General features: G+C 58.1%; 11 protein-coding genes. 7 read left to right on the top strand and 4 right to left on the bottom strand.

The window, feature by feature from the left end:
- The first annotated feature begins 806 nt into the window (after window positions 1-806).
- The 5 genes from F3J17_RS10885 (at window position 807) to F3J17_RS10905 (ending at window position 4,664) form a co-directional block, all read left to right on the top strand.
- The gene (locus F3J17_RS10885) at window positions 807-1,262 is read left to right on the top strand and encodes a CsgE family curli-type amyloid fiber assembly protein (protein WP_167057338.1); all 456 of its coding nucleotides are present in this window, start codon (window positions 807-809) and stop codon (window positions 1,260-1,262) included.
- Window positions 1,263-1,291: 29 nt separating this feature from the next.
- Window positions 1,292-1,726 carry a curli assembly protein CsgF gene (locus F3J17_RS10890; RefSeq protein WP_167057341.1) on the top strand — a complete coding sequence of 145 codons (435 nt, stop codon included), beginning with the start codon at window positions 1,292-1,294 and terminating at the stop codon, window positions 1,724-1,726.
- A 20-nt stretch (window positions 1,727-1,746) separates the two neighbouring features.
- Window positions 1,747-2,688: a CsgG/HfaB family protein gene (locus F3J17_RS10895; RefSeq protein WP_345891166.1), complete on the top strand. Its 942-nt coding sequence runs from the start codon at window positions 1,747-1,749 to the stop codon at window positions 2,686-2,688.
- A gap of 26 nt (window positions 2,689-2,714) precedes the next feature.
- Window positions 2,715-3,185 (top strand): hypothetical protein, encoded by a 471-nt coding sequence (locus F3J17_RS10900; protein WP_167057344.1) that lies wholly within the window; start codon window positions 2,715-2,717, stop codon window positions 3,183-3,185.
- A 102-nt stretch (window positions 3,186-3,287) separates the two neighbouring features.
- Window positions 3,288-4,664, top strand: coding sequence for a hypothetical protein (locus F3J17_RS10905; protein ID WP_167057820.1), 1,377 nt, complete (start codon window positions 3,288-3,290; stop codon window positions 4,662-4,664).
- A gap of 222 nt (window positions 4,665-4,886) precedes the next feature.
- On the opposite strand, the gene F3J17_RS10910 is transcribed toward F3J17_RS10905, so the two are convergent.
- The 4 genes from F3J17_RS10910 to F3J17_RS10925 all read right to left on the bottom strand — a co-directional run bounded on the left by F3J17_RS10910 (window position 4,887) and on the right by F3J17_RS10925 (window position 7,410).
- The gene (locus F3J17_RS10910; protein ID WP_167057347.1) at window positions 4,887-5,582 is read right to left on the bottom strand and encodes a hypothetical protein; all 696 of its coding nucleotides are present in this window, start codon (window positions 5,580-5,582) and stop codon (window positions 4,887-4,889) included.
- On the bottom strand, window positions 5,570-6,262 hold the full coding sequence (locus F3J17_RS10915; RefSeq protein WP_167057350.1) for a hypothetical protein: 693 nt from the start codon (window positions 6,260-6,262) through the stop codon (window positions 5,570-5,572). The genes F3J17_RS10910 and F3J17_RS10915 overlap by 13 nt, the downstream gene beginning before the upstream one ends.
- A 121-nt stretch (window positions 6,263-6,383) precedes the next feature.
- Window positions 6,384-6,638, bottom strand: a complete 255-nt coding sequence (locus tag F3J17_RS10920; protein WP_167057354.1) for a hypothetical protein — start codon at window positions 6,636-6,638, stop codon at window positions 6,384-6,386.
- Window positions 6,639-6,918: 280 nt separating this feature from the next.
- Window positions 6,919-7,410 carry a chalcone isomerase family protein gene (locus F3J17_RS10925; RefSeq protein WP_240160928.1) on the bottom strand — a complete coding sequence of 164 codons (492 nt, stop codon included), beginning with the start codon at window positions 7,408-7,410 and terminating at the stop codon, window positions 6,919-6,921.
- 351 nt (window positions 7,411-7,761) lie between these two features.
- Between F3J17_RS10925 and F3J17_RS10930 the strand changes: the two genes are divergently transcribed.
- Together F3J17_RS10930 and F3J17_RS10935 are read left to right on the top strand one after the other, a co-directional pair.
- Window positions 7,762-8,340: a DUF2878 domain-containing protein gene (locus tag F3J17_RS10930; RefSeq protein WP_167057357.1), complete on the top strand. Its 579-nt coding sequence runs from the start codon at window positions 7,762-7,764 to the stop codon at window positions 8,338-8,340.
- A gap of 1,589 nt (window positions 8,341-9,929) precedes the next feature.
- The gene (locus F3J17_RS10935; protein ID WP_167057360.1) at window positions 9,930-12,464 is read left to right on the top strand and encodes a type VI secretion system Vgr family protein; all 2,535 of its coding nucleotides are present in this window, start codon (window positions 9,930-9,932) and stop codon (window positions 12,462-12,464) included.
- Window positions 12,465-12,482 lie beyond the last annotated feature (18 nt).

A 12,482-nucleotide genomic window follows, 5' to 3' on the forward strand; every position in this document is an offset into this window, starting at 1 on the left:
CTACTTTTGATCTCGTCTTCAAGTCGTTGCAAAACAAGCCCGGCCGGCCTTTTCCGATCATTAATTCAGCCCACTTCCGGCCCCTCTTGAGTAGTGCATATCCACGAAGTCTCTACCAGAGTGCGGCGGACGTCTCGTTACTCATCCTTCAAATGCACATCCCGATTCATGACGTGAACCCTCTGAAGTGAGATTCCCTTCATCGAGTTTCGAACAGTTTTCTAATAGGAGAAAACTGCCGGCAGCCGTAAATGCGTTTACCTCGTGCGCGAAACGTTTGCTAGATCGATATAGATGCTTGAAAGCCGAAAAATTTCTTTTTCGAAGATAAAGAAATGAAAATGAAATAATCCCAATTAATTGTAAGGAAAATGAATGTTGGAGCGTTGGCGTAACGTGTTCGAGTTACGTAGCACAAGGCTTCATGCCGATACTGTCGAATGCCGTTCCGAATGTAGGTAGCGTTGATATTCAGAAAAAATCTCTATAAATCAGTCGACTAGGCAAGCTGTGGCAATCAAGTAGACCATCAAATGGCTCGCTGGCACGACACATGCTTAATACCCTTGAAGCGAAATAATTACAGGCATGCCCGGTCGTAAGACGGCAAGCCAGATTGAGAATTCACTACGGGGAACGCAATGAGATTCTGCACGAGCCAGCGTCTGTGCTGGGCTGCACTGTTATACCTGTCGCTATCCACGGCTACTCAGGCATACGCCCAGGATACGGACCTTGCTCCCCCCGCCCCTCCCGCAGCAGCCAATCCGATAGCACCGCCGTCGACGCTGTTGAATTCGCAGAGCATGATCGAGGCGCCGCGCTCACCTGCAATTCCCGGTGGTACAGCATCGAAACCGTCCGTTGCTGTCATGACCGCGCCCGACAAGAAGCATGGCGCAACTGCGTCTGCCACGCACAAGGCCCTCCCTGACGACCAGTTTGGCGGCACGGTCACTACTGATGCAGTGACGCTTGCCGGCCGGGACTTCTTTACCTGGTTTGCGCGCGCCTGGGGAGATATTCCGTTAAGCGAGCGCTATGTCGTTGCCATTCACGAGCGGCCGTCAGGGCGATACGGCAGTCTGATCTGGGTCGAGTACCAGCAAAAGCGCGTGTTCCAGACATTCCTTCCCATCGCACGGGCCAATGTCAGGCCGGTTGCGGAGAGTGCGGCCAACCTTGCCTTTCAGACGGTGATTCAGGGCGATTTATCCAATCTGTTGTTTCAGGATAAGGATATGGCCAAGGACGAGATTTAAATATCCATCAACGAAAAAACGAGGGCGGAATGAACTGCACAATATCAAGATTTGTAGTGCTAATTACAACGATGGCGGCAATCCCCTTCGCGCAGGCGACTACGCTTGTCTATCAGCCGATCAATCCGAATTTTGGTGGTGATGCGGCCAACGGGGCTAATCTGCTCAACGAAGCCAATGCGCAGAACAAGTACACTGCTCCGTCGCAGTCCTCGAGTTCGTCGACGTCAGAATCGACGCTGGATCAATTCAACCAGGAACTGCAGCAGGCGATATTGTCCCGCGTCGCCAGTTCAGTGACGAATTCGATTGTTGGGTCGGACGGTACGCTCAAGCCAGGGACCATTAGCACCGGAAATTTTACGATTGTCGTCAGCGCGATCAATGGCGGTAACTTGCAGATCACGACAACAGACAATTCCACGGGGGCATCGTCTACGTTCGTCATCAGCAACGGACAATAAACCAAAAGAAAAAACAAATCGTGAAAAACACCACACATTACATAGCAATGCTAAATAAAAATGGAGTGCGTGCCGCGCTGGGTGCGATGCTGATGCTTTCACTGGTCGGCTGCGTGACGCGTCCGATGCCGGCGGCAAGCAACGCGACGCTGACGCCGCCTACGAGGATCACGCGGGACCTGACACACCTGCCGCCACCAAAAGGAAAGATCGTTGCCGCTGTCTATGGATTTCGCGATCTGACTGGCCAATACAAGGCGACGCCTGATAGTTCATTCTCGTCACAAGTCACGCAGGGTGGGGCGTCGCTGCTGCTCAAGGCAATGCGCGACTCTGGCTGGTTTACGCCGGTTGAGCGCGAAAACCTGCAGGACGTGCTGACTGAGCGAAAGATCATGCGCGCGACCGACCACGCGGATGAAAAGCGGGCGCAGGACGACGCGATGGCGGCGCTCATGCCGGCGAACATCCTGCTTGAAGGAGGCATCGTGGGTTACGACACGAACGTGCGCACGGGTGGTGCGGGCGTTGCCTACCTTGGGATCAGCGCATCGACCCAGTACCGCGTCGATCAGGTCACCGTCAATTTGCGTGCGATCGATATCCGGACGGGCCAGGTGCTCAACAGCATTTCAACGACCAAGACCATTTATTCCTACCAGGTCGATACGGGCGTCTACCGGTTTATCGGATATCAGGACTTGTTGCAGGCCGAGGTGGGGTTGACGCGTAACGAACCCGTTCAGATCTGCGTCAACGAAGCAATCGAGTCAGCGGTCGCGCATCTGATTGTTCAGGGGATCGCCAATCAGACGTGGGCGCTAAAGAACGACAAGGACTGGTATGACCCAACGGTCCAGCGCTATCTACAGGAGGACCGTCAGTACGCTCAGGACATGGAAGATGCCAATACCGCGTATGACCCCAACAAGGTGGATCGCTCGACGGCAACCAGCCAATGACGGGATTACACATCGGAGTGCGAATCATGAAGCGGCATCAACGATGGAGAAGGAGTCTGGCGCGAGCCGCGCTCGGGATTTTGTGCGCGGCCGGCGCGGCGCAGATGGCGATGGGGGCGAGCGTACCTGCGAGCGATCTGGGGCCGCCAGATGCAGCATTCGACAACGGCGGCAATGTCGTGACGCTGCGGCAGGCTGGCAACGGCAATACGGCGACACTCGATCAGTCCGGCGCGGCTAATTCAATCGCGGCAAAGCAGATCGGGCTGGCGAATACGTTGAAAGCGTCGCAGAGCGGTAGCCATAACTCGCTCGCCGTACGGCAGAACGGCAGCGGGGACACGGTTGAAGCGACCCAGAGCGGGACGTCGTTGTCCGCGCGTGTGACGCAGAACGGGAATAACGACTCAGTGAATCTCGCTCAGGGAGGGCAGAGGTCCACGATCCAGGTGATCCAGACCGGAAATGGGGCCCACGCCACCTTGGTGTCGCACTAAGAGAACACCTGGCCGTTTGTCGAGTAGCAAGAGGCATTTTAACCGGTGGGTCTCGATACGAACCCGCCACATTCAGGCGTTGCTTAACCTCAGGAGAGGATAATGAAGTTCACCCGATCAGCAGTTGCAGTCGCTGTACTCACGCTCGCGTCAGCGGCGGCTCATGCCGATTCGTCGGGTAACACCGACAACGTGAATCAGGACGGAAGCTACAACTCCGCCAGCATCAACCAGACGAATACGAACGGCGACGCCGTCGCCATCAGCCAGTCGTCCTGGTCGGATGGCTCGAAGTACAATTTCAAGGCTTCTGTAACGACCAAAAACGGCACGGACGACCAGACGAACATTACTCAGTCGTCGGGCTGGGCAGAGCCCTTTTCGAGCGCAACCGTCTCGCAGAACGGCACGTCGCACGAGACGAACACCATTACCCAGAGCGCTTCCCTGGGTGGTGACTGGTCAGCGAGCGTGACCCAGTCGGCAGATGCGAGCACCGGCAACGCACAATACGACACCAACGCCATCAACCAGTCCGGTTACATCAACAGCGCGTCGATTACGCAGCAAGGCGGCGGCTGGAACAACGTGACCATCAACCAGGGGGTCTCGGCGTTTGGTTCAAGCAATAGCGCGACGGTCGCACAGACGGACACCTACGCAAACACAGTAGGCATTGCGCAGACGGGTTCCGGCGGTACGGCCAGTGTGCAGACGACGGGCGGCGGGGGCAACGGGACGGGCATCGCCCAAACTGGCGGCGCGACCAACGCGAGCGTCGTGCAGACCGCGGAAGTGGGCGATACCGTCGGCATCACCCAGAGCGGCACGGCGACGGCCAAGGTCAACTCGTCCTACGGCGCGGCTAATGCCACGACGATCTCGCAGCAGGGCGGCGTGACCGGCAATACCGCTTCGGTGACCCAGCAACTGGCGCTTGCCAACACGGCGGGGATCACGCAGACGGCGGACGGCAACAGCGCAACGGTCAATCAAACGCTTGTCTATGGTGACCACGCGTCGATCAGCCAGACCGCTGCGTCGAACACCGCTTTGATCACGCAGCAATTTGGCTACGGCGATACGGCGAACATCAGCCAATCCGCAGCGTCCAACCATGCCTCGATCCTGCAGTCCGGAGCGTTTGATTCGACCGCCTCAATCGAGCAGGATTCGGTGGGCAACAGCGCGGGCGTCACGCAAAGCGCGTCTGCCTCGTCGGTTTCTGTCCTGCAGAATGGCGGGATCGGCAACTTTGTCTCTGCATCGCAGAATGGCACGAATGATGTGCTAAGCCTGGCGCAGACCGGTGACGAAAACAGCATCCTCGCGACGCAGGTCTATGGATCGGGCAACGACGGATACGTGACGCAGAACGGCATTGGCAACAGCGTTACCCTGGCGCAGCAAGGCAATTCGAACTATGCAAACATCCGCCAGACCGGCTCCAACAATACCGCGATTGTGAACCAGCATTAATTTCGCTGATATGGATGGCGGGCCGGAGTGATGTCGCTCTGGCCTGCTGCCCGGTCACTGGTTCAATATGCAATTGCTGATTGCTGCGCCGAAATGTATTCGACGCGGTGCCAATCGTTGATATCCGCTGCAATCCCCCAACGGGGTGCAAGCGACGGAGCGGACAAAGCGTCCGTCGCTTCCTCACGCATGGACCGGAACCGCTGAATTCAGGCAGTATTTTTATTCTGCCGTCCTGGCCGATATGTATTGCTCACGCACTGCCAGCCCACCGTAGGGCATATGGGAAGCAGTCACCGTCGCAACGTAGTCCGAATAGGCATAATTCACCCGCGCGACCGCAACGGGCTTTTCCATCAACGACGCCAGGGTTGTGTCGCCAGACGTCGATGTTGGAAATCCGAGTGCATTTCGCAGGTTTTGCACGGCGATCTTCCAGCTCTGCCGGGCCTCGGTTTCGGTCATGTCACGGCGATACAGATTGATGGCTATCAGCGTATGCGCCGGTCCAAAGCTAAACCAAATTTCGCTCACGGGCGGCCCATTGGTTCCCAGCAACTGCGCGGGCACACCCCGACATCGCAGGTAGCGCAGCCCGCGTGAAAGTTCATCGCAATGGACGTTTTCGTGGGCCATCTTTTCGGTTACCTGGGCCTCGGTACTACGGTCAAGCAGCCATTTAAATGCCGGTCTCCCGGGCGCCGCATTTGAACCTCGTTCACGAGAGATTGCATTCTGCTGTATCGCGAGCACAACCCGGGAATCGATGCTATCGACGGGACATCCGATACCCAGCTTCGCCAGAACTTCCCGACCCTGTGACGTGTGCATCCAGCCAATCGCAGCGACACTCATGCAAGTCGCTGCGGCGATCCCGGTAATGAGGCGCGTCGTGCGCGCGGCGCTTAGCTGGAACATGACGTTGCAACCGTCGGAGGCAGATAGAGCGGTCCACCTGGCGTCGCATTGATTATGGTGCTGCGCAGGTTAAACAAGATTGGCACCGCGCTGTATTGGAATTCGGTGCCCACCGCGATGCCTGCAGAATTCTTCTCGGTGAGCGCGTATGTTCCATTTGTCGTGGAGGTCAACGCGGCAAAGTCTGCCGCAGGCAGTTTGCTTTGCAGTGTTGCCACCAGATCCACCATGAACTGATCGAAAACGCAGCCCGGAACGCCCACATCGTTATGAGCGGTCGTCATGTCCTGACACATCTCAGGTTGGGCGTCGGTATCGCCGGCAACCTTGACCGGCCCGGGATAGGTGTAAGGGCCGCCAAGTAACGATTCGAACTGAAGCGTCAGACATGCTTCGAGTCTGGCGGGGGTGTCATGGGCAGCACTGCTGTGAGTCGTGTTGCCGGTGACTGCCGCGAAGTAGGGGGCCTCGACGGGATCGGCCAGAAGCCCGGTGGCCGCAGCGCTGACGATGCCAGACACCGCCGCGGGAGCCGCCGAATCTCCCCCAAGCGCAGACCATATCGCTTGATTTTCCGGGTGTTGGACCACTCGTGTCGCCGTCACGTCACCACCACCGCCACACGCACCGAGCGAGGCGAGTGCTGACACAGCAATCGCGATGCCAATAGAACGTTTCATGAACTGTCTCCTCACGAGGCCATCGCAACACTGTTCCCAGCGCGAGACGATCAACTCCTCAGCGGGATGGCGATCTCTTATACGTAGTCCGAATCAAAGTGGATGCAGACGTCACGTGCATTCATTGACCGTTTCCGGCAGGTGCCATTTGCATCGTCGGCTGATTGGCTGGCATGCCAGTCGTCTGATTTTTCACAGCTAGCTGTGCTTGCTGCGTCTGGGGTAGCGGGCTTGTGGGGCCGGATATCGGGTCTCCGTGCCAGGTCATGCCTGCCGTTGCTGCACTATGTGCATTGCCTGCGGCGTAGCCGGCATGAGGGAGTATGCTGCCCGTCATTGCCACGAGGGCTGCAACCATCGTCATCAGCATTTTCATCGACTGGCTCCTGGTTATGCTCCACCTGAATAGCGGCGCAACACCGGAGTTACGTTAGAGATCGTTTGCCGGATGCAGGGTTTTTTGAGTGCCGGTGCGAATCTGGTGTATTCGCAGGATCGACCGAGGTGTCCCGTAACCCGGCACCGGGAAAGAAAGGCGGCTCGTCGCCCTCGCTGAAACGCATCGGCTCACTAACGGCGCGCATTGTGACCGGGACCTGACGAAAGTTGTTGAAATGCCGTTATTGCATTGCACCGTAAGGACCTGGGCTCGCGCCCTATTGGCTCACGCCAAGAAGGTTTTTCCGCAAGCGCGCAGCGCGCGTATCGGGGTCGAGCCAGATGCGAAAGAACGCCAGCGCAAAGGACGGATCGTCCACTTCAGTGGTGAGCAGGCCATTGGCGTAGAAGCGCGCGCCGCGACCAGGCAGAAAGACTCCGCATAACTCGTCACCGGGACCGACATCCTTGAAGGCGCGCGCCATCTCTTTGCGCCACCCGATGAGCGTGGCCGGAGGCAAAGGCGGCTGCGAGAGACGCTCAATCTCGCCCATTCCCGCGTCGACCAGTCTTTGCGCTTTTATCGTCTTACGATAAGTCAAAAGCAGCGCGAAGGGCTCGTCGAATGCCTGCGGCGGGTGCTCGGCCCAGAGTTGCGCGTCATAGAGACAGAAGCCGAAGATGCAGAATGGACCTTGCCCAATCAGATGTGCCTGCGGTACATCTTCGCGACAGCCTGCGCTCGCTGGGCCGGTAACGCAGCCAATCATTGTGGCGACGGCCACGCGGGCGAATACCAGTCGCATGGTGCCTGCGCGCGCCTTGATGAGACGTTTGACGGCATTGGTACGAGCAGCAAATTTCGTGTTGTTCGTCGTGGTGATTCGTCCCACTGCGAATGCTGAACGGGTTCGGAGGGGCATGGCGGCTCATCTCCTCTGCGCCAGGCGGGCGGCTTGTCCGTCTAGTTACGGGCGACGTGTAAGGACGGATGCAAACTAATTCAGCCAGGTGCCACAGCTGTTTGAGTGCTGCCATTCTGCTGGACAAACGGCGGTAGCGCAGTTGCGTTCGTTAGTGCCGTACGCTATGCGTGTACGTTCCAGGAGGAGACTTTGCCGATGCCATCATTGCCGCCGCAAAACAGGCCACCAAATGGACTTGCCATCAAGTATTTCGTGGTGTGTCAGGGCGCATGGTTCGTGACCGTGTTTGGCGGGGCGCACGCCAATGCGGTACCGGGACTGATCTGCGCCGCAGCAATAGCGGGTTGGCACTTGCTGCGCGCGACGCGCCCCTGGAGCGAGGCCCGGGTCATCGTCGTAGTGACGTTGGCTGGATGGATGTGGGATAGCCTGCTGGTCGGTACGGGCTGGCTCGTGTATCCCGGCCGCCCGGCGATCCTTGTACACGCGCCTCTATGGATAGCCGCACTGTGGACGTTATTCGCGGTACAGCTCAACACCGTATTCATCTGGCTTCGCGATCGACGTTGGCTCGCCGCCGTGGCAGGAGCCGCAGGCGGCCCGCTGTCGTTTCGTGCGGGGGCTGCCCTCGGCGCTGTGCATTTCGCACACCCCTTGCCCGCGATATGTGCCCTGGCGGTAGCGTGGTCGGTAATATTGCCTGTCTCGCTTTGGCTGGCAGGGCGTTGGAATGGTATGTCGGTTTCGGCCAGCCAGTTGGATCGCCAGTATTAGAAGTCGGCGCGGGTTCACGCGCCGCGATAGGACATCGGTAAACCTGGACCTTCGACGGACGCATCAGGCGCATTGTGGTTGCCGCATTTGCTGGGCCGGCTGAGAGCAACCTCGTGAAGGAAGTGCGCGGTCTTTGTGCGGTGCATCCTGGATTTACCAAACGCAAGTGTCCGCCAGTGATATCGAAGCGGTCACACGAACGTGACTTATCGAGCGACTGGTTGTGGCCGGATGCTGGCGCTCCGACCCAGGATGGAACTAGTGCAGTCCCGTAGCAATCTTTGATGTTTACCATCGGTCGACCAGCAACGCATAGGATTCGGGTTCTAGGGCGTCTGCGGCAGCGGTGGTGCACTTACCGTGACGCTGCCTCGCAGTACACGTGCACGCTGGCTTGCGCGGCAAGCCGCTGCACATAGCGCGCCTGCTCAGGTTTTCCAGACTGCGCGTATCGGTGGCCGAGAGAAGCAGCATGGGGATCGCTGCGCCGTCGTCTGGATTGGCAGCGTGCAGCTACAGCTTGTCGTTGATCCGGTAGCCTCCGGCATTTCCCGCAGCGGTCTCGCGCCGCGGCTGAGGACGAACTGGCCGAAAGCGTCATAGAGATTGGCTTGCGGTGCCTTGCAGGTCCACGCCGGTTGATTGACGATTTCGTGCCTGCAAACATAGATGTGGACGCCCGATGCGTCGAGCGTAGCCACAACGCGGGCTACGCCAGCGAGTTGCAGCGCGCCAGGACGATGCTTGCGCCTGAGCCAACGAACGTTGCGTGCTGCCGGTCAGCGCCGTCGAGATTTGACCATCCTTCTTTGCGATCGTTGTGAGTGTCTGGTGCCGGCTTATGCTCACGACTCACCGTTTCGTCAGCAAGATACGCGAGTCTCGCCTCCTGGGTCTTCGCCCTCGTAGTGCCGTCTCCCACACGGATATCTGCTCAACTACCGGTGACCAGATGGACTCGAACACGCTGCAGTAACGAAGTCAGGTCTTTTATAGCCTGAACAATCTTTGTGTCGCCGAGTTTGCGCATTTTCTCTAACGGGGGGGGTGGGGGCAATGCGACGAGACTTCGGACAATTGATGGCAGTCGAGGAGCATAAAGCTACCTGTGCTGTGGTGCTGATCGCCCAGCCAGCGCCAAATGACGATTGACGTTGTTCGCTCGCACCCGATGTCTTGCCTTATTTACTGGGGGGAGCGCTGCTGAACGCAAGACCGGCGCTTTGGGCGTTCCAAAGTCCAGATTCACTGAGATGACTGACGGGATATTCGTCACGGCAACCATCGTAGTTTTGTGCCGCGCAATTCACGGGTGTGATTACGCGCGCATTGTTGAGATCACCTCGAAAGTGAAACTCTGTCATCCGCCAGAGGTGTGTTGCGGGTAACGATGGAGATGCACTTTGCATATCTAAAATGCGGAATTATTTTCTGATTATGTGAAAAATATATGTAATATTCGGTAAATAATCCTCGATCTAAATTATTTACTAGAATCTATCGATCTTTCATCAGCTTATTGATCGGAAAGACATCTATAATCGGCGGCTGGCAAAAACCCCACTGAATGCCAATTCAGGTAAAGCCGCATGGACTCCACGACGCTCTACAATGCGCTGAACCAGCGCGATACCCAGTATAACCGTCTCGTCAGGCTCGATTCGCCGTTCGGCGCTGACTGGTTATTGCCGCTTTATGTCAAGGGCACGTCCCGACTGGGGCGCGATTATGAATACGTGGTCGATGCCGTTTCAGCGCGCGGTGACCAGATCGAACTGGATGCACTGATCGGCAAAACAGTCACGCTGTGGATACAGCAACTGGACGGCTCATATATGCCGGTCCATGGCTATGTGCATCGGTTCAGCCGCCTTGGAGCCGACGGGCCTCTCACGTTTTACCAGATCCGCTTTTCCTCATGGTTATATTTCCTGCGTCTGCGTCGCGATATGCGCGACTGGCAGGAGCAGGGCGGTCAGCAGATTCTGGCGGATGTCTTCTACGAACATCCGCAGGCGAAGGGAGCACTCCGGTTCGATCTGAAAGGACAACTGCCTTCGTATTCGAATCGGGTTCAGTGGGAGTTTGACCTGAATTTCGTCCATCGCAGCATGGAAGAGGTCGGCATCTTTCCGTACTTCGAGCAGGCGGATGATGGTTGTTCGCACACCATGGTTGTGATGGACGACTCGTACTCCCTGCCGCAACTCAGGCAACCGGTTGTCCAGTTTGGTCGTATGGGTATTGGCGACGAGCTGGATGGGTTCACACAGTGGAAGGAGCAACTGCAGATCGAAAGTGCGCAGTTGACGTCGCGTTCCTTCGACTACAAAAGGCCCGATCTGCCGCGGCAAGTTCAGGGCGATACCGTGCCTCAAAACGCACTGCCAACCGACGGCGAGATCTACGACTATCCCGGCGCGTACATGTGGTCGAGCCAGAGCGATGGCGATCAGCGCGGCGATATCCGGCTCGAAGAGCGGATGTCACGGATGAAGCGTTTTCACGGTGCGGGGGCGCTGCGCTGTGCGATGCCCGGGCGGCGCTTTGAATTGCAGGGGCATCCGGTTCACGACAGTGGCAGCCAGGCGGACCGGGAGTTCGTGCTGATTGAAGTGAACTGGTTGATCCGCAACAATCTGCCGGGTATGGAGGGCGTGCAGGATTTCCCCGACGGGTTGTCGAAAGACGTTGAGGACGCAAAGGCGGCCGCAAAGGTACGCCATGCCGACGGCAGCGAAGGTCTGTACCTCGTGACTGTCGAGGCGTTGCCGCGCAACGTGCCTTTCCGTAGCCCTTTTGAGCACAAAAAGCCGGTAATGCAGTTGCAGAATGCCATCGTATCGGTGCCGGGCGGGCAGGAGGTCTACACCGATTCGTTGAACCGGGCGAAGGTATGGTTCCCGTGGAATCGCCGCAACGGGCAGGACGAGCGTGCCTCGTGCTGGGTACGTACGGCATTCCCCGATGCGGGATCCAACCGTGGAGGGGTGCAGCCGCTGCGCAAGGGGGATGAGGTTCTCGTCGGCTTTATGGAAGGGGACTGCGACCGACCGGTGATCATATCGAGGCTGTACGGCGGCGCTACGCAGCCGGTGTGGCATTCGAACGGGCTGCTGTCAGGCTATCGCTCGCGCGAGTATGGCGGCTCGGGTTACAACCAGCTCGTGATGGACGACTCGACGCAGCAGAACCGGGTCCAGTTGTACTCCAGCAGCTATGAATCCCACCTGCACCTGGGCTACCTGATCCAGCACACGGATAATACGCGCGGTGCTTTTCTGGGTAGCGGCTTTGACCTCAAGTCGGAGTCGTACGGCGCCATCCGGGCTGGGCAAGGCCTGTTTGTATCGACACACCCGGCGAGCGTCACCCAGCCACTGAATGCGACGGCTGCCAGCGCGCAACTGGCAAGTGCGGAGAGCGTCGTTGAGCTGGCGTCCGAATCCAGCTCGTCCAATCAGGCTGAGAGCCTGCAGGAAGGGCAGGATGCGCTCAAGAAATTCACCGACGCGACGCAATACAGCGTTGGGGGCACGGTCGGAGGAAGTGGCGGCAACACAGCCGGCGGCGGCACGGGCAACGCGAACGGCTTCTCGACGCCGATCATGCTGATCGCGAGTCCCGCAGGTGTTGGCGTATCGACACAGGATTCGGCGCAGCTCACGGCCAACCAGCAGGTCAATATCGTGAGCGGCAAGAGCACGCACATCGCCGCGGGTAAATCACTGATCGCGAGCGTCATGGAGAAGATCAGTCTGTTCGCGCAGAACGCGGGCATCAAGCTGTTCGCGGCGAAAGGCAAGGTGGAGATCCAGGCGCAGAGCGACGAGATGAAGCTCACCGCGCTAAACGACGTCACAATTACAAGTTCGAACGGGAAAGTCGTGATCTCGGCCGACAAGGAAATCTGGATCGGCGCGGGCGGCTCCTACATCAAGATCACCGCGGACCTGATTGAGAATGGGACAAACGGCCAGATTCTCGAAAAAGGTGCGTCGTGGGATAAACCTGGCGCGTCGTCAATGCGGCTACCTGCGCCGATCACAAGCGTTCCGAAGGGCTGTGCGTGGCAGACCGCCTCGGCTTCAGCCGACAGCGCTTCGAGTATCGCGTTGGGGTGAGTATGGAATATCGCGATT

This window comes from Burkholderia sp. Ax-1719, assembly GCF_011753055.1.
Lineage (GTDB): Bacteria > Pseudomonadota > Gammaproteobacteria > Burkholderiales > Burkholderiaceae > Paraburkholderia.